This window comes from Neisseria sp. 19428wB4_WF04 (assembly GCF_015235335.1).
Taxonomy (GTDB): Bacteria; Pseudomonadota; Gammaproteobacteria; order Burkholderiales; family Neisseriaceae; genus Neisseria; species Neisseria musculi.
The window spans coordinates 40,931-59,669 of sequence record NZ_JADGLG010000003.1 but is presented as its reverse complement, the minus strand read 5'-3'; the positions used below and the strand labels follow the sequence as shown (position 1 = coordinate 59,669).

Here is an 18,739-nt window from a genome sequence, read left to right as displayed (position 1 = left end):
CGGCTCAAAACCATCTACTTAACCAATATGCAGTCGGCCTACATGGCCACCGCTATGCCGAACGTTGATGCCCGCTTTAGTGCAGACTGCGGCATCGACTTCATCGACCACTGTGGGGTTTTCTTTCAGCCACACGCGCACATTGTCTTTATCTTGGCCGATTTTGGCGCCGTTGTAGGCATGCCATGTGCCGGATTTTTCAACGATGCCGTATTTCACGCCCAAATCCACAAGTTCGCCTTCCCAACTGATGCCTTCGCCGTAGAGAATATCAAATTCGACTTGTCGGAAAGGCGGGGCGACAATGATGAAGAGCACCGACACCCACCCGTATTGGGAGTATGTGGCCATAAACGATGAGTGCACCCGCGAAAGCCACCGCCTGCTGCACGGCAAGGTGTATGCCGCCACCGACCCCGTGTGGCACACCCTTTACCCGCCGCTCGACTACCGCTGCCGCGTCAAACCGCTCTCCGAAGCGCGCGGTGCGGCCAAAGTGCTGCCGAGCCCCAAACTCGAAACGACAGCCGATATCGGCACTAACGAATACACCGGCGAAGCGCGCTATGCCCAACGCACCGTCATCCGCATCAACAGCACCTTCGTTGCCCCCAACGCCGGCTTCAATGCCAATCAGGGAAAAGCCATGCTCAGCCGCATGACGCGGGTGGCTGCCGAAAAAGCCCGGGCCGCCCACCCCGACATCGCCCGTACCGCCATGAAAGAGCCGGCAGCAGACAAATGTTCCAAAACCGCCTGCCCAAAGCCGCGCTGGCTTGGGGGTTGGATTTACCGAAAGGGTAAACATAGCTGAATTTGGTGTTAACCGAAAAAAGCAGCAGCTTCTGACTTTGATTGGTCTGACGGGGCTTTTGGCAAACCGGCGCGTAGAGCCGCCATCGATTTTAAACCCGCTAACCAAGCCATACCCGCATCAGGTTCGGCCGTATTACCGATTGCCCATATTGCCCCAACCGGCCTTCAGATTTGAGGGATTCATGCAAAACGAAACGCCGGCAGGCGGTCGGAGGGTCATGCCGGGGCAAGCAGGACAAAATGCTTGAGATCAGTTTAGATGGCCGCGAATTCGAACACGCCCCCCGACCGATTGCCGAAAAAACGCCTCCGACACCCGCCCCGTGATGCGTGCCATCGCTACCGAAATGGTCTCACTCACGGAAGACAACTTTGAGAGTGAAAGCTGGGGTGGGCAAAAATGGAAGAGAAGCCGGCGTGTTGCCGACAACGGCGGCAAAACCCTGCAATTATCCGGCCGGATCGCCGCCGGCATCAGCACCCAGATCGGAAACGACTTTGCCCGTATCGGCAGTAGTAAAAAATATGCCACCATCCACTACTTCGGCGGTAAAATCGAAGCCGAAAAGAAACCATATTGAGTTTTTCCGCTGCAGGTGGAGGATTCCGTAAAGTAAAATCTGTAAACATTCCGACACACCCCTGCTTACCCATCAATGGAGCGGGCCGACTCCAACCCAGTGCCGAAAAGAAACTCATTGACACCGCCATCGAATCCCTCAAAAGCGGCCTTTAAAAATAAAACGGGCAATCTGCCCGTTCACTTTATTTCACTAGTAACATTGTTTCAAGTCCACTATTCCATAGTATCCACCACCATCTGGCTGAATTCCATTTAGCTCAGAGACTCTTGTATATTTATCTCAATGGGTTTCAATTTTCGCTTCAATATTATCTCCTATACTTTTCATATGTTTTACAAACAAATTCATTAGAATAATGATAACAATAGTAAGAAAATAATTTAGGTTTGAATATAAATCCTTTGTATTAAATTTTCTTCCATCCATTTGGGGATAAGTAAGTTTTATTATATCTTTGGTCAAATAACAAAACAACACAGCCCCACTCCTTCGCAACCTTGCTGTTGCCAAAACAGAGCAGGAAAACAAACAGCCGCACCCCATGCCGTTTCAGACGGCCTCGGTTGCCGCGGCTGCAAAAAAATGGTTGCCATTTATAGTTTCCTACGCCGGTATTTGCCGTATCAGGTTCACGGGTATCTCAGCCGCCCACCAGGAAGCGTCCCGACTAACTCAATAAAAATAAATATGATGAAATTACCGAAAAAAGTGTAAGTCTAGGCTACCGACCCAAACCAAAAGCAGAACATCGGCCAAATTTTGCATAACTGAAGTCTGCATGCATCTCATTTAAATGAGAGAACGCAGATCGGCAATCGCGACAGGTTGCGAAAATGAATATAACATACGATAACAAAAGAGTATCCAAGAAAATGACTTGGATATTTTGTACCGGAGGCCACCGCACATGCGGCTGCCGGCATTCTAGATAGTCGGCCCAATACGGCTATTCTTTTTTATTGACTACACAAACCGTCTCATTATCAGCCATCATGTAGCTTGGGAAACAGATCAGTTTTTTGAGGGCTCAGCAGGGTTGGATGAGAACTGCTTCGGCAGCAAGCGTAAAAAAGTGCGGCAGGCAAAGTAGTGGTTTTCGGCATTCTCAAGCATTTCGGCAAGGTTGATACGGTCATGGCAAACCACACCAAAAAAAGCAAGCTTGTGCCTTACGCAAATGTAACAAAATTTACCGGAAATTTTTTCACTTGTTTTTGAAATAAGGTAAGTTTCGTTTTAACTTTGGAACACCAAAACAGCCGCTACCACTCCGGAGCTTTGGCATGATATTTGCGGCTGATTTAGCGCAGTCCCCAATTTTATTTGCCTGCAAAATACATACCGTGGTTGATGCGGAAATGGTTAAACTCACAAAAATCCAATACGCCATAATCTCATAAGGGTGATTTTCAATGCTTTTGAATAACCCCGGTAGAGTGCCTCAAAATTTTTGAAGGGTTGCGACTTGTTGGTTTATGACGGTACTGCGCCTGCTGCCAGTATATTCCGCAGTTTTTTCAACTCTTCCCAAGCCTGTTTTTTCAGATGCGGCTGCCGCAACAGGCGGGCGGGGTGGGGAACGGTAAATGCGGGTGTGCTGCCGCACAGTTGCGCGATGGTTTCGGCGTAGTGCGACTGCAAAAACACCTGTCCCAAAAACAGTATTGCCTGTGCCCGTGATGCGGCGAGTTCGGCCTGCATTTGCGGCAGTGCGGCGGCCATCTGCCCGGGCGGCGGCTCGGGGGTAAATACGGCGGCGGCTTTTACCCAGCTGGTTTTGTGGACATCGGCCGCCTTCAGGCCGATGGCGGCGAGCATATTGTCGAGCAGCACGCCCGTGTTGCCGCTGAACAGCCGGCCTGTGGCGCTGTCTTCCGGGGCGGGGCAGATGCTGACCGCCATTACAGCAGCAGGCTGTATCTCGGCATCGTGCATCAACGGCATGATGTAGGCGGTGTTTTCAGACGGTATTTCCCGCGTTTCGGGCAGCACGGGTTCAGACGGCCGGCCGGCCGGCGCAGCTGTGCTTTTTTCAGACGGCCTGCCGTGCGCAAAATGGCCGTCTGAAACTTTGGCAGCGGATTTGACGGCAGCCGTTGCCGCCAAGCGCGCGGTTGCGGCGGCCGGCGTGCGGGCTGCGGGTTGAGGCGCGACAGTAGTTTGCAGTGGTGTTTGGGGTGCGCCCTGCGGGATATGCGCGGCGGTTTCGGCAGGCAGCACTTTTGCACCTTTGTTCAGCCACATCGGCCCCAAGCCCAGTGCTTCGTGCAAATGCAGATAACGGCTGCTTAACATAATTTCTCCATTAAAACAGCATCTTCCCACACGCCTCCGGGCAGCGGGTAATAGGCTTTGCGGCGGCCGTATTCGCTGAAACCGTGTTTGCGGTAGAGCGCCTGCGCGGCAAGGTTGGCGGCGCGGACTTCCAAAAACAGCCGCTCGGCATGCTGCACCGCAGCCGTATGAAACCATGCCGCCATCAGCCGCGAAGCCAAACCGGCGCGGCGGCGAACGGGGGCGGTGGCAATCAGATGCAGCTCCGATTCGCCGCACAAGGTCTGCCACACGGCAAAGCCGCCGATGGTGCCATCGGCTTCAGCCAACACGGTTACGCTGTCGAAACGGTTGTTTAAGGCCGTCTGAAACTGCGCAGCAGACCACGGCGACGGGTTGCATTGCGCATCGAGTGCGGCCAGCACGGGGCAGTCTGCGGGCAAGGCGGGACGGATAATCACAGCGCGCCCTTTTGTTCGGCCTGCTCTTTGGCGGTGAGCGCGATTTTATTGCGCACATACAGCAAGCCCGCACGGGCGGCATCGGTGACGGGGTAGCGTCCGCTTGCGGCCAGGTCGAGATAGTCTGCCGCAGTGGGCATCTGCGCCGTGCCGCCAAAGGGTGGTTTCTCGTTCAGCGCAAAGGCATTGCCTATCCCCTGTGGTTCGGCGCAAGCTGCCGGCGGCGCGATGTCTGCGGCTTTGCCTATTTGGTAACCGCTCAGGCGGCGGTGGTTTTCGGTGTCGAACCAGGCATAAAACACTTCGCCCATGCGCGCATCGGTGGCCGCCAATACACACAGTGCGCTGATTTGGTATGCCACCGCATCCAAACACGGCACGCCGACAAGCGGCAGGTTGAACGGTGCCGCCAAGCCCTGCGCCACGCCTGCGCCGATGCGCAGACCGGTAAATGCGCCGGGGCCTTGTGCGTAAACAATTCCGCCCAAACCGGCCGCGGTGATGCCTGCTTCGGCCAGCAGCGCACCGATGTGCGGCAGAATCAGCTCAGACTGGCGGTTGCCTGCGTTTTCGTGGCGGAGCAGGGTTTGCCCGTCCGCGCGCAAAGCCAGCGACAGAAACAGAGTGCTGGTGTCGATGGCTAAAACGGGGCGGGAAAAGTCGGCTTGCATGGCGGGCAATCAAAAGTGGTCGGACGGGGCATTATACCTGAGGCAGGGGCAATTTATCAGCGTGCCGGAAGCGGCCGGGGTTGTTTCGGCATTCAAGCCGCAAGAAGTTGTCTGCCGTTGTTTCCGTGCCGGGCAACTGCAACATTCGGCGTTTGTGTCGGTTTCACCGGTGCTTCAATAGGTTGGCCGGTTTGATTCAGGTTCCCGCCGGCACGGGAATGGCGGCATTTCAGCCTTTCAGACGGCCGAAGGGTATTTGGCAAAGGTTTCGGCCGTCTGAAAAGGCGCGGCGGCGCGGGATAAGGATACGGCTGTATTGCCGTTGGCGGGGCTGCTGTTTCAGACGGCCTGCAAACCATACGGGTGATGGCGTACCGATGGTATTTGCGCGGCGGCATTACCGGTTTTTGCCCGAAGAGAGCGGTTGTGAAACCGCTGAAAGGGCAGCGGAACCGGTGCCGCATTATCCCGTTGCCGCAGCGTGCCGCCCGGTGTTGAAACCGTGCATTCAGGATGGGCGGGTAATTTTGATACAGAAAAATACTTTGGCTGATGGTTTTTTAAGCGGATGTGTAAGTATTGTGTATGATTGTGTTAAAATTTGCTGTGCAAACATAAAGCACAAACAATCGGGCAGGCCGTCTGAAAAATTTTCAGACGGCCTGAATATACCCCGCAACCCATTTGACAACCCTCTGATGAATACCGACATACAACACGCACTACAACAGCTCAACACGCTGATTCTAGGGAAAGAAAACGTTTTACAGCAACTGTTTGCCGCCGTGCTTGCCGGCGGCCATGTTTTGCTCGAAGACGTGCCCGGCGTGGGCAAAACCACGCTGGCACACGGCGTGGCGGCAGTTTTGGGCCTGGATTACCGCCGTGTGCAGTTTACCAACGATATGCTGCCCTCCGATCTGCTGGGCATCAATGTTTACCGCCCCAACGAAGGCCGGTTTGAGTTCCAGCCCGGCCCTGTGTTCCATCACTTTTTATTGGCCGATGAAATCAACCGCGCTTCGCCCAAACTGCAATCGGCGCTGCTGGAAGCGATGGAGGAGCGTCAGGTATCGGTGGACGGGCAAACCTACGCGCTGCCCGGGCCGTTTATCGTGATCGCCACCCAAAACCCCGCCGAACAGCTCGGCACCTTTCCCCTGCCCGAATCGCAACTCGACCGCTTTATGATGCGCCTGAGCATGGGCTACCCCGCCGCCGATGCCGAAAAACGGCTGTATGCCGAAGGCGGCGGCCGCCGCAACCTGCCTGCACTTCAGGCCGTTTGCGATGCCGCAACGCTCGCACAATGGCAGCGGCAGGCCGCGCAGGTGAAATGTTCGCAGGCGGCCGCCGATTATGTGTACCGCCTTGTGCAGGCCACGCGCCAACCCGGCCGTTTCGTGATCGGCTTAAGCCCGCGTGCGGGTTTGGCGGTGGTGGCCGCGGCCAAGGCGCGGGCGTTTATGCTGGGCAGGCCGCATGTGCTGCCCGAAGATATAAAAGCCGTGTGGGTGCCGGTGGCCAACCACCGTTTGCAACCCGTGCAGCAGGGTTTGACCGGCGCACAGATTCTCGCGGATCTGCTCAATCATGTTGCCGTTGCCTAAACGCCGTCTGAATGCCGTGCAGGAGGGGGCTGCTTCTGCCGCCGCGCTGCATTGCCGCCCTACCCGCTTGGGGGTGGGGCTGGCGGTAACGGTGCTGCTGTTGTGGCTGGTGGGGCTGAACTATCAGGTTAATCTGGCTTATGCCGCCGCTTTCTGGCTGGCGGGGTTTTTGCTGGTGTCGGTGCTGCTCAACCTGCGCCAGCTTTCGGCTTTGCAGATAACGGCGGAGATGCCGGCCGAAGTGTTTGCCGGCGGCCATGCAGTGCTGGAGCTGGCCGCTGCCGGCAACACCCGCCGCCTGCTGTGGTTGTGCAGCGGAGATGATTTGGCTGATACGCACACGCCGCCTGCAAAATTGTGGCAGGCCTGGCATATCGGTTCAGACGGCCTGCCTGTTTTTCAATGGCGCATTCCCGCCCTGATGCGCGGCTATCTGCGCATACCGCCGCTGCATGCGGCCTCGGTGGCGCCGTTCGGCGTGAGCATGGTGCAGTGCGTGCGGCACTGGTCGGACGAAGCAGTGGTGTTTCCCGCACCTGTTCCCCACGATGTGCCCGATATACCTGCCCGCAGCGGTGAAGCCGACAGGCAGTGCCCGCCCGCGCAGGGCGGCGGCGATTTGGCCTATTTGCAGATGCACCAACAGGGCGCATCGTTGCAGCACGTTGCCTGGAAAACCTATGCCAAAACCGGCGAAATGCTCGACAAACGCTTTGAAGAGCCGCAACAGGCCGCCCGCAACACCATTATTTCCTATGCAGACTACCCCGCCGTCAGCGACAAAGAGCGCTTGGCGGGCTTGCTGTGTTTCCGTGTGCTTGAAGCCGAACGCCTCGGCCTGCCGTATTCGCTGGAGCTGCCGCAGCGGCTGATTTCCCCGCAGCACGGCCAGCGGGAAATGTGTTTGACGGCGCTGGCATTGTGGTAGCGGCAAACGGCGCGCATCAGGCCGCCGGCGGGTGCCCCGGCTCAAAGAGAACGGTTTTGCAGGCCGCCGGCATTGCGGCGGTCATAAAACACACCGATCCTCAATAGCCGGCTCCGTATTTGACATCATGACTGTGTTGGCCGGTTGGGTATGGGTGTCGTCAGATCGGCCGGACGGTAAAACCGGCTTACCCTTGATTCATTGCGGCGTGGTTACACTCCGGTTTGCCGAGAGCGGCTTTGCAGGCCGCCCAAGCGGCAGCAAAATCAGGTTCCATACGCCCGCACGACCTTGCTGAGCGATACCGGAAACATGTGAATCCGCTATATAAAGGCCGTCTGAATCGCGGCCGTCTGAAAAGCCATATTGAACCCATAACATTATGCTGATTGCCAATCCTTCTTTTCTGCAACAGCCGCCGCCTCGAGCGGTGGCATTTGTGGTGCTGGCCGCCCTGCTGTGGGCAGCGCTGCCATTGGCTGTTGCGCTGCCTAGCGCGGTTACGGCGGTATTCGGCGGCTTGTGGCTGCTGCGGCTGGCCTTACTGAAAGCCGGTATCGGCCGTGTGCCGAAAGCGGTGTTGCTGTTATTGGCATCAGCGGCCGGCCTGCTGGTGTGGCAGCAACTCGGCACCGTAGTCGGGCGCGAAGGCGGCGTGGCGTTTTTATTGTTGCTGGTGATGCTCAAAGCGTTTGAAAGCAGCAGCCGGCGCGATTGGCAGGTGCTGCTGCTGGCTATGTTGTTTTTAATCGGGTCATCGGTGTTGCTCGACCAAAGCCTGCTTATCGGCATATGGTTGCTGCCGGCGCTGCCTGCCGTCAGCCTGTGTTTTGCCGTGTTGTGCGGGTTAGGCGGCAGGGAAGCGTTCAAACGCAGTGTGCAGGCACTGTTGCTCACCTTGCCACTGACGATGGTGATGTTTGTGGCGGTGCCGCGCCTGAGCGAGCCCCTGTGGCGCATTCCGCAGCAGGCGCAGCAGGCCGAAACAGGCTTGTCGGAAACGATGGAGCCGGGCAGCATCAGCAATTTGGTGCAGAGCGGCAGATGGGTGGCCAACATCACTTTTTCAGACGGCTTCAAACCGCAGCGCAGCGATTTATATTGGCGCGCCGTTATCATGGGCGAATTTGACGGCACGCGCTGGCAGGCGCTTAACGGCAACCACATTGACGAAGCCCGCTCCGCCCCGTCCGAACGCACCGTTGACTACCAGATGATTATCCGTGACCAAAACGGCGTTTTACCCGCGTTGGACTACCCCGCAGCAGAGCTGCCCGCAGGCGTGGAGAAAAGATTGGGGCAGACCATACGCGCAAGCCGCAGCCGTGAAGGCTTACGCCGTCTCAGCCTGCAGGCATCGCTGGGCGACACCCTGCCGCACGCCCTCGATGCCCTCGGGCAGAATTTCTACACCCGCCTGCCAAACGGCAACCCGCAAACCCGCCGCCTCGCCGAAACACTGGCGCAGCAGTCGGCCACACCCCGTCAATTTATCGGTAAAGTGCTCGAACTCTACCGCCGCCACAGTTTCACCTACACCCTGCAACCGCCGCCCACACGGGGGCAAAACGGCATCGATGGGTTTATGTTTCACACCCGCCGGGGCTTCTGCGAACATTACGCCCAAAGCTTTGTGGTGATGATGCGCGCCGCCGGCCTGCCTGCGCGTGTAGTAACCGGCTATCTGGGTGCCGACTATAACGAACAGGCGGGTTTTTGGCAGATTCGCGCCAAAGATGCCCACGCTTGGGCCGAAGTGTGGCTGCCGCACGAGCAGGTTTGGCTGCGCGTCGATCCCACCGCCATCGTTTCGGCCGCCCGTGCCGAAAGCGGCATCGGCCAAGCCCTTGCCGCCAACGAACGGACAATGGTGGCCGACAACAGCGGCCTGCTTGCCCGCTGGCGCGACACCGGGCAGTTTTATTGGCAGCAATGGGTGGTGAATTACGACCAAACCAAGCAAAACAGCCTGTTTGCCCGCATCGGCCTCGGCGGTTTCAACTGGCAAACCCTGCTGCTGGTGCTGCCCATCGCCCTCGCCGCCGCTCTGCTGCCGCTGGTGCGCTGGTGGCTAAGCGGCCGCAACCGCGAGCGTGATTTTCTCAACGAAGGCTTCACGTTGCTCAAAAGCGCAGTTTTAGGTGAAGACGATGAAACCGCTGCCGCCGTCAGCGCAGGCGAGCTGGACAACCTGCTGCGCAGCAACGGCATGACCGACCCGGCCTTGTCGCATCTGCTACAGCAATACGAACACTGGCTTTATGCAGCCGAAAGGCCGCCCCTGTGCACACAGAAACACTGGTTTGCTGTGGCACGCAAAACAGCGCAACGCTACAGAAACAACCATCTCGGGTAGCACACCTTGTCGGGCAAGCAGCAAAATATAAAATGCCCCTTTTTCATGTCTTACGCAAATAGGGCGGAATCGGGCGGAAATCTTTCTTGCTGTTTTTGAAAGAATGCGAATTTCGGTTTAACTTCGGTACACCGACCTGACAACTTAAAACGCTGCGGGATTACTGTAGAATTTAGGGCTAATTAATAATAGTACAGCTCCTTTAATTTTTAGGGTTATGCTAGGACAGCACTAAAAACACCACACTAAATCCATAAGATTTTCAGCTGCTCACTCGGTATACTTAAGTTAAATCTGGATGCGTATTCTTAAAAATGGGAAAAATTAGCGGTCAATTCTATTCCTGTATATAAATACTACATTGCTCAATTTTGGAAACTTTCAATACCGCTGATGTGATTGCAACCATCCACAAAGTGCTTACTGTAGTCAACACTCAAGTTTTGAAAATCATTAAAATATATAATGTTAAAGATGATTAAGCTGTCAGTATAAACGATATTACTAGATATGATTTTTTCAATAAGATAATAGGAGATAAGCTCTATTTTTTAGATTATCCACAAGCACAGTATCAACCTTTTGGCACGTTTGAGAACACCGAAAAAGACCATTTATTTCTTAGGATAATTCTGCCATATTTTCCTTTTCGTTTGTCAGCAAAACAACTTTCTGCTAATATAGGCACCCTACAAAACAGCTTTTGGCTTTTTTCGGCAAATAATGGTTGATAGCAGTATGGATTTTGTGGTGAAAGATTGCAGTGGAATTGGGGGCTATATTATATTTATCAGTGAATAGGCTGTTACTTAACATACAAAATATTTGATCATACACACCTGAATTCTAATATATGCCGAACTGCGAGGTCATCTGCAATTTTAGCGCAGCATTCCCACCAGCGAAATATGTAGTGACTGCAACAATGGCCAATATCTGCAAAAGGCTAACGATGGTTATAACAACACTCATTTTTTATGCAGCTGACTCATTAAATTAAGCAGTAAAGCCGTGTTTTTTAACTGAATAGCAGTCAACCAAACCCGTTACGAATCAACAGATTACCCTAACTATGTCTAGGTCGTTTTCAGATGGCCTTTATCTTTAATTTATAGAAAACCCTAGTTATCTAAATTTCCATTTTTATGAAGATCCATTTATGAAGATCCATTTGGGAATTTTTCAGGGTTGTCAAGAATGTCGGAAAATATAACAATGAAATTTAAGACGCATACGAAGCCAAGGGAAAGAGGCTTTTGGGGTATTATCGTGAATCTACTTTATTTCCGTTGAAGTGTTAAGGTGTCTTAACTCAAAGAGAACGGTTTTGTAAGCCGCTGATAGGGGCAGCAGAACGGGTTCTATGTTGTTTGCGGCCTGCTGTTTCTCACATAAAATAACTTAACCATACAAATAACTTAACCATACAGACGCTGCTTTTATCAGCGTGTTGCATAAATCATTCGGCTATTTTTCACATTTTCGGTTGAAAGCTGTTAGCGGCAGATGAAAATTTTAAGGCCGCATACTTATAACGCAGTTTTCCAATTCAGTCCGCCTTGGGAAGACACTTGGGCAGTTTCGCCGGTGGCGAGGTTGATGGAGGTGAGCTGGCCGCCCCACAGGGCGCCGGTGTCGAGTGCGATTACGCGGTGGTTGTTGATGTAGCCGAGTGCCGACCAATGGCCGAACACAACAGTATGGCTCAGATGGCGGCGGTCGGCGGCTTGAAACCAGGGAATCAGGTTTTCCGGCATTTCATCGGGACAGCTTTTGAATTCGTAGTCGAGTTTGTGTTTGTTGCGGGTAATGGCGCGCATTCTGGTGAATACGTTGGTGATCATACGCAGGCGGTCATAGCCTTCGAGTGTGTTTTTCCAGCTGTGCGGCCGGTTGCCGTACATATTGGCGAAGTAGTTGCGCGCCTTGCTGCTTTGCAGTTCGCTTTCCACTTCGCGGGCAAGCCCGGCGGCTTTTTCAATATCCCATTTCGGTAGCAGGCCGGCGTGTACCAAAACGTGGGTAGCGTTTTGCACCAGCAGGGGCTGGACCTGCAGCCAGCCGAGCATTTTTTTACTGTTGGGGTGGTTGAGAATAGGGCTGATGGTGTCGCCGCGTTTGAGTCTGCCGAAACCGTATGACACGGCCAAAAGATGTAGATCGTGATTGCCGAGCACGGTCTGTATGCTGCTTTCGTGTTTGATGGCAAATTGCAGGGCTTCGAGTGATTTGGGGCCGCGGTTGACAATGTCGCCGGTGAGCCAAAGGGTGTCGGTTCCGTGGTTGAAGCCGATGGTGGCAAGCAGGGTGATGAATTCATCGTAACAACCCTGGATATCGCCGATTGCGTAGTGTGTCATTGTGTGGATCCGTTTTGTTTTTGAACCGCAGGCCGTCTGAAACGTTCAGACGGCCTTATGTTGTACAACAACCTTAATTTAACAGTTCAGGCGGGCGGCAAAAAAGAAAGGAAAACGGGTGAAGCCGCTTCAGGCAACGTGGAACCATTCTGTTCTTGCGTCAAAGATTTGCAAACCGCTGTCTTTGGGCTGAAGCGGGCAGTCCGTATGATTTTGTGTTGCGATATATCTGTTAATCAATAGTCGTTTAACACCAGCACAGCTTCGGCTTCCACCTGCACGTCTTTGGGCAGCGCCGCTACGCCGATGGCAGCGCGGGCGGGATAAGGCTGGTTGAAGTATTCGGCCATAACTTCGTTAAACACGGAAAAATGTTTTAAATCAGTTAGATAGGCATTGATTTTTACAATATCGTCAAGCGTTCCGCCGGCTGCCTGCGCCACGGCTTGCAGGTTTTTAAACACTTGGTGCGCTTCGGCACGGAAATCGCCGTTGCCGACTACGGTCATGGTGGCGGGGTCGAGAGGAATCTGACCGCTCATATAAACAGTATCGCCTGCGCGCACAGCTTGGCTGTATGCGCCGATGGCAGCAGGGGCGTTGTCGGTGTAGATGATGGCTTTCATAATGGTTGCCTTTGTGATGGAAACGGATTTCGGATTATCTGATAAATCTGCCTGTTTTTCCAGCCGCCCGTTCAGACGGCCGGTAGCGTTTCGGGGGGCTGTATGCTGTATGCTGTTTGCAGATATGCGGGCTGCCGCCTTGCGCTTACATTTCAGTCGGGCCGTGCAGAAAATACAGTTGAAAGCCGGGGTTGCCCGGGCAAGGAGCGAAAGGATACAGTGCCGGCTGTGCTTTCCGGCGGGAAGGCCGGGCGGCTTGAGGCAGCGTGGTTTCATTCGGTATTGCCCAAGCTGTTGGCTTCTTGCAGTGTTTTTTTCAGACGGCCTCAAGCTGAACGAAACAACCGGTTTCTGTATTTCTGGCGGCATTTAAAATGTTTCATCATGCCGCAGGTAGCGCCATTTGCCCGGCGGCAGCCGCCCCAGCTTCACTCTGCCCATGCGGATGCGCTTGAGGCCGGTTACGCGCAGGCCGACCAGCTCGCACATACGGCGGATTTGGCGTTTTTTGCCTTGTTTTAAAATAAAGCGCAACTGATCTTCGTTTTGCCATTCCACTTTGGCGGGCTTGAGTTTTTCGCCGTCCAGGCTCAAGCCGTGGTTGAGCAGTTTTAAGCCCTCTTCGCTCAAAGTGCCGCGTATGCGCACAAGATACTCTTTTTCGCTGTTGTTGTTTTCGCCGATAAGCTGTTTGGCGATACGACCGTCTTGCGTGAGCACCAACAGGCCGGTTGAATCGATGTCCAAACGGCCGGCGGGCGCGAGGCCGAATTTGTGTTTTTCATCAAACTGAATACGGCTGTTGTCGCCTTCCCAACGGTTTTCGGGGGCGATCAGCCCGGCGGCGGAAGGATAACCTTTTTCGGCCTGCGCACTCACCCAGCCCACAGGCTTGTTCAGCAGTATCGTTACCCGCTGCGCCTGTTTTTCGTGCGCCTGCCGGTTGAGATCGATGCGGTCGGCCGAGGTAACTTTTTGACCGATCACCGCAGTTTGACCGTTCACCTTCACCCAGCCCTGCCCGATATAGCTGTCGGCTTCACGTCGCGAGCAAAGGCCGAGTTCGGCCATACGTTTGGAAAGGCGTAGTGTTTTTTGCAGGGAATGGGGCATTTCAGACGGCCTGTTCGATAAAAAGTTATTCTATTGTTGTTTAAAATAAAAATGAAACAAAGCGGCAGCGACCGGCAAAGGCGGGCAACACTGCGTCATTTTGATGTTAAGTAACGGTATTATAGCCGAGAAGCCGCTGCCGTTTTGGTTTTCAGACGGCCTTTTCCTTTTGCATCGCGTTATCGGCTATAATTAACAACCCTTTAAAAACAGATAATACGGAAGGAAGCGTTATGTCCCGTTTTTACCCGCATCCGATTATTGCCCGCGAAGGCTGGCCGTTTATCGGCAGCGGTTTGATTGCCAGCATTTTCATCACATTGTGTGCCGGTTGGTGGTCGCTGCCCTTCTGGCTGTTTACCGTGTTTGCATTGCAGTTTTTCCGCGATCCCGCGCGCTCGGCACCGCAAGATGCCGATGCGGTATTAAGCCCGGCAGACGGCCGCATCGTAGTGGTGGAACGCACCACCGATCCCTACCGCCGGGTACCATCGCTGAAAATCAGCGTGTTTATGAACGTATTTAACGTACACTCGCAACGCTCACCCATCGATGGCACGGTAACAGCGGTGGAATACACCCCGGGCAAATTTGTGAACGCAGCCTTAGACAAGGCCTCCGCCGAAAACGAGCGCAACGCCGTTTTGGCCACCACCCGCAGTGGCCGCGAAGTAACCTTCGTGCAGATAGCGGGCTTGGTAGCACGGCGGATTCTGTGTTACACGCAAGCGGGCGCAACCCTGCGCCGCGGCGAGCGTTACGGCTTTATCCGCTTCGGCTCGCGCCTTGATGTTTATCTGCCGGCCGATGCGCAGGCACTGGTAGCGATAGGCGACAAAGTCAGCGCCACGGAAACCATCTTGGCGCGTCTGCCGCCGGCCACTCCCGAAGCAACCGAAGCAAAACCCATCGCCGAAGCGGTTACCGCCGACACAGCCGATATTGCTCCCGGACACGAAAAAACCGCCTCAACAGAAACCCTGCCCTGCACCGAGGTAGCGCAAACCGACATCGAAGCCTCTGCCGAAAAAGCACGCCGGGCAGTTGAAAAAGAGTTCCACAGCTAAAGCACGAACCCGCCGGATTGAAATTGAAACGGTAAAAACAAACAGTTATGGCGTTTCCGCCCGTGGTCGCGATGATTTTCAGACGGCTGCGGGCTTGGTTGTATGTAGGGCTTCGTCAGTAGCCGGCTTTGGGTTCCCGCGCCGGAGCGGCAAGCCGTTTGCCCAAGTGTTCAATGGTTGCTTTAAACACCCCCACCGGCGCGGGCGTTTTGGCGTTGACCGCCATCGTTTGGCAACGTTGAAAGGCTTCAAATCCAGTTTGAAACTCCCTGTCCAAAGGGCCGGCTGCCGTTCGGCCGATGTTGGCACGCGGGTTATTGCAGCGTGCTGTCATGGCAGCCGATAGCTGCAGCGGCAAGGCCGTCTGAAACGGTTTCAGACGGCCTGTATCGGGCGTTTGGGTGGGGTTGTCTTTATGGTATTGAGCGGAGGCCTTTTTCAACGCAGTCCTGCACATTTCCGTGCCGGTTTCTTTGAGCGGCGTGGCTTGGCTGGCATGGCAGCTATAGCTGCTTTTTCCTGATAGCCTTTATACATTTTATAACCCATAAAACCAACCAAGTAAAATATCATAGCCAAGAGAACGAGTATAGCGGTAATGACATAATACCAGCGGCTTTTAATGTGTTTATATCTAGTGTGTACTTCAAAATTTATAGTAATTGGGTACTTCCTGTCTGATTTTATGGCTGGACGATAAAGCATTTCGGCTTTGCGCCGTTGGATTAGTTGCGGCTTCGTTCCATTCCACGCGGGTTAAGCCGCCCATTTTGTTTGCGGCGATATAGATAGGTTTGTTAACGACTTCACAACCATAGTATTGCACCGCTCCCGCAAAAAACTTGGACAAGTTAAGTATATGTTTCAAAAATACTTTTCAAGCTGAGTTCTACAACCGACAGGACTAGGCTTTTTTAAGTTTAGACTAATCCACTCATCATTATGGTAATGTATGTAATCATCTATACAGCTGCCGACTACGCCACCGTCAACGCACCCTCCCCATAGAAGTTTTGTGTTTTCAATGTACTTAAAGAAATGATCCGACCAGAATGCAACAGCGGGATTTTACCTTTCAGACGGACAAATGACTGGACCGGCATTTGCTCTACCCATCTTAGCGCTTTAGCTTACGGCTTAAAGAATACTCCAGCCTCAAGGTCTTTATAGCAGGCATAAACTTCGGCAACGGCAGCTTTATCCTGCGCATCAGGGTCAGGGATAATAAAAGCTGTTTTGGACAGGATGGCGCTGTGCAATAGATAGTTTGGTGGGCATTACCCTCTACATTTGGACGGTTTGGCGGCGTTCTTTTGCTTTTCTCTAGGAGCTTTCATGTGCTTTAGGCAGTTTGTTTTTCGCCCCTACAACACACTGTTGTTCCTCACAGGTTTTTCGTAGTCAGGGTTAGCTGCAAAATAAGGGGGCATTTGGCTTTCATAGAGAGACAGCCTGCAGATTTTTTGAAGTGGGGCTAGAGGGCCACTATCCAACGGTACGGGTGTGTGCGTGAGATGTTGAAGCACCATGCGGCACTCTGTTGGCTGCGCACCGGGTAACAGGGGTATATTGGGATATAGAAAAACTGCACCTTAATGGGTTGGAGGATATCCAACTTTTGGGGCGCAGTTCAGGGCATTCAAACGGCCTTATACAGCATGGATTAAATGCTCCTTTATTCAACAGCCGCTACTACAGCAACATTGATAGTTGCAAGAACATCGGTATGCAAAGCTACTTCAACTTCGTATTCTCCAACAGCTTTCAGTGGGCCATTGGGCAGACGTACACTGGATTTGACAGCATCAATGCCTGAAGCAATGATCGCGGCAGCGATGTCGGCATTGGTAACAGAACCGAATAAGCGGCCATCAACACCCGCTTTTTGTGCGATAGTAAGAGTTTGACCATCGAGTTTTTCCTGACGGGCTTTGGCATCGGCTAGAATTTCAGCTTGTTTAACCTCCAGCTCAGCACGACGTGTTTCAAATTCTTTCATATTGGCTTCGGTGGCACGTTTGGCTTTACCCGAAGGAATCAGGAAATTGCGGGCATAACCGTTTTTCACGGTTACAACATCTCCCAGATTACCCAACCCACCGATTTTTTCTAACAGAATAATTTGCATGGTATGAGTCTCCGTTAATTATTTATGTTGGTCGGTATAAGGCAGCAGAGCCAAAAAGCGGGCACGTTTTACTGCGGTAGATAATTGCCGCTGATAATGCGCTTTGGTTCCGGTAATGCGTGCCGGAATAATTTTGCCATTTTCAGAAATAAAGTCTTTGAGCAAATCCACTTGTTTGTAATCGACTTCTTGGATTCTTTCAGCCGTAAAGCGGCAGAATTTTCTACGTTTGAATGATTGACGAGCCATGTGTTTAACCTTTATATTCTTTAATATTTTGTATCCTCAGCACCGGCTTGCTGTAACAACGGCTTTTTTGAGTCAAAAAGCCGCTTACTTCTACTGCGGTTTGTTCGCGGTGCTGCCAATTAAGTGCATCCTTGCCGATAATTCTAGCAGGCATTTCGAGCTTAACCAAACATTGCTGCCCGTTTTCCCACTGCCAAGATTCGTGTACCAACATAATGTCTAAAACAGGAATACCAGCAGGGGTATATCTCAGCTCTCTGCATTCGGCAATTTGTGCAGCAAGGGTGAAAAGATTATCCAATCTTTAAATTCAAATTACGCTTCGGCAGTTTTTTCTTTGGCTGCATTGCCGCCATCTAGCAGATTTTTAGACTTTTCATCTTTCAGCATCGGAGAAGCTTCGGTTACGGCGTGTTTGGTCTTGATGGTCAGGTGGCGTAGAACGGCATCGTTGAAGCGGAAAGCAGTTTCCAGTTCATCAACCACTTCAGGTAAAGTTTCGATGTTCATCAAAACATAGTGAGCTTTGTGGATTTTATTGATCGGGTAGGCCAGTTGGCGGCGCCCCCAATCCTCAAGCCTGTGGATCTTACCACCAGCTTCGGTAATCATGGTTTTATAGCGTTCAACCATTCCTGGCACCTGTTCACTTTGATCAGGATGAACGATAAACACAACCTCATAATGACGCATGTTGCCTCCTTACGGTTTTAACAGCCTTCAGCCATGCGAAAAGCAAAAGGCAAGGTTAGAAATTTTGAAATTATATACCAGTCTGCAAAGATAAAGCAAGCCGCTAAAAAAATTACAACAACATCTGCTACATTTTTCAAACGGCTTCCATGTTCACTCTACCCTAAACCGCTATTTCTATTTTATTTATAGAAGACCGTAAAATCATCCACATTAACATAGAATATAGACGTTTTCCTTGCTTCGGTAGGGACTGCTCTAACCAGCCACGCCTACGCGGCAAGTTCGTGGTAGCATGGAATCGCACTCAGTAATTTTGCGGCTTTGCATGAAGCGCAGAGGCTTGACCGCTTCATTGTGAACAGGGTCATGGCAACACTGATGGGCTTTGAGGCTTACTTAACAAACCATCTGAAGCGTTACTAACATAAAGGCCTTCTACCCAATCAACTCAGGTAGTGTAGGAATCCATGCTGCCGAAGCCGACCGTTCCTCTGCTGAAACAGCGACAAGCAAAACTATTGCTGTAGGACTGGCAAAAAGACCTGACCCTTTCACTAAAACTGCAGGTGTCCGATGTCTTTCAGACTGCCATAACGTTTACTCAGAAAACCTACCACCGTAACGTTTTAAAATGTAGGAAGCAATGATTTTAATGCCCTTGCCAAGCTGCGCTTACTGCGGATGCCACTAGTACCGAAATAGGATTTATTCAGCTCCAAGATGCCGCCTAAAAGTGTCTGCCCCCATGCTTACGAGCTAAGTGCTGATGCAATTTTAGGTGCAGGCTGTTGATACTTTTG

The 18,739-nt window shown here is 52.7% G+C and carries 20 protein-coding genes, 4 pseudogenes and 1 riboswitch; of the genes and pseudogenes, 8 read left to right on the top strand and 16 right to left on the bottom strand.

What is annotated here, in order from left to right; all coding sequences use genetic code 11:
* Nucleotides 1–18 precede the first annotated feature (18 nt).
* Nucleotides 19–303 (bottom strand): annotated as a pseudogene (gene recA / locus IR141_RS01525) (recombinase RecA); the annotation flags it as partial.
* On the opposite strand from recA, the pseudogene IR141_RS01520 reads away from it, so the two are divergent.
* From IR141_RS01520 to IR141_RS13280, 3 genes and pseudogenes are all read left to right on the top strand, one after another.
* Nucleotides 299–804, top strand: a pseudogene (locus tag IR141_RS01520) (minor capsid protein); the annotation flags it as partial. The pseudogenes recA and IR141_RS01520 overlap by 5 nt on opposite strands.
* A 338-nt stretch (nt 805–1,142) precedes the next feature.
* Nucleotides 1,143–1,397: a phage virion morphogenesis protein gene (locus tag IR141_RS13285; protein ID WP_228068111.1), complete on the top strand. Its 255-nt coding sequence runs from the start codon at nt 1,143–1,145 to the stop codon at nt 1,395–1,397.
* A 586-nt stretch (nt 1,398–1,983) separates the two neighbouring features.
* A riboswitch (TPP riboswitch) is annotated at nt 1,984–2,076 on the bottom strand.
* Between the two features lie 173 nt (nt 2,077–2,249).
* Nucleotides 2,250–2,623 (top strand): annotated as a pseudogene (locus IR141_RS13280) (hypothetical protein).
* A 250-nt stretch (nt 2,624–2,873) separates the two neighbouring features.
* Here IR141_RS13280 and IR141_RS01510 read toward each other — a convergent pair.
* From IR141_RS01510 to tsaB, 3 genes are read right to left on the bottom strand one after another with little or no spacing between them, the layout of a single operon-like run.
* Nucleotides 2,874–3,695, bottom strand: a complete 822-nt coding sequence (locus tag IR141_RS01510) for a uracil-DNA glycosylase family protein (protein WP_135033930.1) — start codon at nt 3,693–3,695, stop codon at nt 2,874–2,876.
* The gene (rimI, locus tag IR141_RS01505; RefSeq protein ID WP_135033929.1) at nt 3,689–4,135 is read right to left on the bottom strand and encodes a ribosomal protein S18-alanine N-acetyltransferase; all 447 of its coding nucleotides are present in this window, start codon (nt 4,133–4,135) and stop codon (nt 3,689–3,691) included. Before rimI ends, IR141_RS01510 begins: the two co-directional genes overlap by 7 nt.
* On the bottom strand, nt 4,132–4,806 hold the full coding sequence (gene tsaB / locus IR141_RS01500; protein WP_135033972.1) for a tRNA (adenosine(37)-N6)-threonylcarbamoyltransferase complex dimerization subunit type 1 TsaB: 675 nt from the start codon (nt 4,804–4,806) through the stop codon (nt 4,132–4,134). The genes rimI and tsaB overlap by 4 nt, the downstream gene beginning before the upstream one ends.
* A gap of 698 nt (nt 4,807–5,504) precedes the next feature.
* Between tsaB and IR141_RS01495 the strand changes: the two genes are divergently transcribed.
* A complete protein-coding gene (locus tag IR141_RS01495; RefSeq protein ID WP_135033971.1) occupies nt 5,505–6,416 on the top strand; it encodes a MoxR family ATPase in 912 nt (303 codons plus the stop codon).
* Nucleotides 6,400–7,344, top strand: a complete 945-nt coding sequence (locus IR141_RS01490) for a DUF58 domain-containing protein (RefSeq protein WP_135033928.1) — start codon at nt 6,400–6,402, stop codon at nt 7,342–7,344. Before IR141_RS01495 ends, IR141_RS01490 begins: the two co-directional genes overlap by 17 nt.
* 198 nt (nt 7,345–7,542) lie before the next feature.
* Here IR141_RS01490 and IR141_RS01485 read toward each other — a convergent pair whose 3' ends face one another.
* Nucleotides 7,543–7,725 carry a hypothetical protein gene (locus IR141_RS01485; protein ID WP_135033927.1) on the bottom strand — a complete coding sequence of 61 codons (183 nt, stop codon included), beginning with the start codon at nt 7,723–7,725 and terminating at the stop codon, nt 7,543–7,545.
* A gap of 1 nt (nt 7,726) precedes the next feature.
* Here IR141_RS01485 and IR141_RS01480 point away from each other — a divergent pair, with 1 nt between their 5' ends.
* Nucleotides 7,727–9,700, top strand: coding sequence for a DUF3488 and transglutaminase-like domain-containing protein (locus tag IR141_RS01480; RefSeq protein ID WP_135033926.1), 1,974 nt, complete (start codon nt 7,727–7,729; stop codon nt 9,698–9,700).
* 47 nt (nt 9,701–9,747) lie between these two features.
* Nucleotides 9,748–9,840: pseudogene (locus tag IR141_RS01475) on the top strand (IS1595 family transposase); the annotation flags it as partial.
* Between the two features lie 1,389 nt (nt 9,841–11,229).
* Here the strand turns inward: IR141_RS01475 and IR141_RS01470 are convergent.
* The 3 genes from IR141_RS01470 to IR141_RS01460 all read right to left on the bottom strand — a co-directional run bounded on the left by IR141_RS01470 (nt 11,230) and on the right by IR141_RS01460 (nt 13,799).
* Complete coding sequence (locus IR141_RS01470; protein WP_135033925.1) at nt 11,230–12,060, bottom strand: symmetrical bis(5'-nucleosyl)-tetraphosphatase; 831 nt, start codon at nt 12,058–12,060, stop codon at nt 11,230–11,232.
* Between the two features lie 236 nt (nt 12,061–12,296).
* Nucleotides 12,297–12,689, bottom strand: coding sequence for a RidA family protein (locus IR141_RS01465; RefSeq protein WP_135033970.1), 393 nt, complete (start codon nt 12,687–12,689; stop codon nt 12,297–12,299).
* Nucleotides 12,690–13,055: 366 nt separating this feature from the next.
* Nucleotides 13,056–13,799: a pseudouridine synthase gene (locus IR141_RS01460; RefSeq protein ID WP_135033924.1), complete on the bottom strand. Its 744-nt coding sequence runs from the start codon at nt 13,797–13,799 to the stop codon at nt 13,056–13,058.
* Between the two features lie 233 nt (nt 13,800–14,032).
* On the opposite strand from IR141_RS01460, the gene IR141_RS01455 reads away from it, so the two are divergent.
* Entirely contained in the window at nt 14,033–14,866 is an 834-nt protein-coding gene (locus IR141_RS01455) for a phosphatidylserine decarboxylase (RefSeq protein WP_135033923.1), read from the top strand.
* Between the two features lie 115 nt (nt 14,867–14,981).
* On the opposite strand, the gene IR141_RS01450 is transcribed toward IR141_RS01455, so the two are convergent.
* The 8 genes from IR141_RS01450 to IR141_RS13740 form a co-directional block, all read right to left on the bottom strand.
* On the bottom strand, nt 14,982–15,308 hold the full coding sequence (locus tag IR141_RS01450) for a hypothetical protein (protein WP_135033922.1): 327 nt from the start codon (nt 15,306–15,308) through the stop codon (nt 14,982–14,984).
* A 204-nt stretch (nt 15,309–15,512) separates the two neighbouring features.
* Nucleotides 15,513–15,635 carry a hypothetical protein gene (locus IR141_RS13745; RefSeq protein ID WP_255518782.1) on the bottom strand — a complete coding sequence of 41 codons (123 nt, stop codon included), beginning with the start codon at nt 15,633–15,635 and terminating at the stop codon, nt 15,513–15,515.
* Between the two features lie 95 nt (nt 15,636–15,730).
* Nucleotides 15,731–15,832 carry a hypothetical protein gene (locus IR141_RS14135; RefSeq protein ID WP_368665545.1) on the bottom strand — a complete coding sequence of 34 codons (102 nt, stop codon included), beginning with the start codon at nt 15,830–15,832 and terminating at the stop codon, nt 15,731–15,733.
* Between the two features lie 709 nt (nt 15,833–16,541).
* Entirely contained in the window at nt 16,542–16,994 is a 453-nt protein-coding gene (gene rplI / locus IR141_RS01445) for a 50S ribosomal protein L9 (protein ID WP_135033921.1), read from the bottom strand.
* 18 nt (nt 16,995–17,012) lie between these two features.
* A complete protein-coding gene (gene rpsR / locus IR141_RS01440) occupies nt 17,013–17,243 on the bottom strand; it encodes a 30S ribosomal protein S18 (protein WP_135033920.1) in 231 nt (76 codons plus the stop codon).
* Nucleotides 17,244–17,247: 4 nt separating this feature from the next.
* Nucleotides 17,248–17,544, bottom strand: coding sequence for a primosomal replication protein N (gene priB, locus IR141_RS01435; protein ID WP_135033919.1), 297 nt, complete (start codon nt 17,542–17,544; stop codon nt 17,248–17,250).
* A 14-nt stretch (nt 17,545–17,558) separates the two neighbouring features.
* Nucleotides 17,559–17,936, bottom strand: a complete 378-nt coding sequence (rpsF, locus tag IR141_RS01430; protein WP_135033918.1) for a 30S ribosomal protein S6 — start codon at nt 17,934–17,936, stop codon at nt 17,559–17,561.
* 17 nt (nt 17,937–17,953) lie between these two features.
* Entirely contained in the window at nt 17,954–18,076 is a 123-nt protein-coding gene (locus IR141_RS13740; protein ID WP_255518781.1) for a hypothetical protein, read from the bottom strand.
* Between the last annotated feature and the right edge of the window lie 663 nt (nt 18,077–18,739).

What these genes read in the sequence shown, in the direction of transcription:
- IR141_RS13285 (WP_228068111.1), top strand. Translation starts at nt 1,143, where the DNA reads ATGCGTGCCATCGCTACCGAAATGGTCTCACTCACGGAAGACAACTTT.
- IR141_RS01510 (WP_135033930.1), bottom strand. Translation starts at nt 3,695, where the DNA reads ATGTTAAGCAGCCGTTATCTGCATTTGCACGAAGCACTGGGCTTGGGG.
- tsaB (WP_135033972.1), bottom strand. Translation starts at nt 4,806, where the DNA reads ATGCAAGCCGACTTTTCCCGCCCCGTTTTAGCCATCGACACCAGCACT.
- IR141_RS01495 (WP_135033971.1), top strand. Translation starts at nt 5,505, where the DNA reads ATGAATACCGACATACAACACGCACTACAACAGCTCAACACGCTGATT.
- IR141_RS01490 (WP_135033928.1), top strand. Translation starts at nt 6,400, where the DNA reads ATGTTGCCGTTGCCTAAACGCCGTCTGAATGCCGTGCAGGAGGGGGCT.
- IR141_RS01485 (WP_135033927.1), bottom strand. Translation starts at nt 7,725, where the DNA reads ATGTTATGGGTTCAATATGGCTTTTCAGACGGCCGCGATTCAGACGGC.
- IR141_RS01480 (WP_135033926.1), top strand. Translation starts at nt 7,727, where the DNA reads ATGCTGATTGCCAATCCTTCTTTTCTGCAACAGCCGCCGCCTCGAGCG.
- IR141_RS01470 (WP_135033925.1), bottom strand. Translation starts at nt 12,060, where the DNA reads ATGACACACTACGCAATCGGCGATATCCAGGGTTGTTACGATGAATTC.
- IR141_RS01460 (WP_135033924.1), bottom strand. Translation starts at nt 13,799, where the DNA reads ATGCCCCATTCCCTGCAAAAAACACTACGCCTTTCCAAACGTATGGCC.
- IR141_RS01455 (WP_135033923.1), top strand. Translation starts at nt 14,033, where the DNA reads ATGTCCCGTTTTTACCCGCATCCGATTATTGCCCGCGAAGGCTGGCCG.
- IR141_RS13745 (WP_255518782.1), bottom strand. Translation starts at nt 15,635, where the DNA reads ATGGGCGGCTTAACCCGCGTGGAATGGAACGAAGCCGCAACTAATCCA.
- rplI (WP_135033921.1), bottom strand. Translation starts at nt 16,994, where the DNA reads ATGCAAATTATTCTGTTAGAAAAAATCGGTGGGTTGGGTAATCTGGGA.
- rpsR (WP_135033920.1), bottom strand. Translation starts at nt 17,243, where the DNA reads ATGGCTCGTCAATCATTCAAACGTAGAAAATTCTGCCGCTTTACGGCT.
- rpsF (WP_135033918.1), bottom strand. Translation starts at nt 17,936, where the DNA reads ATGCGTCATTATGAGGTTGTGTTTATCGTTCATCCTGATCAAAGTGAA.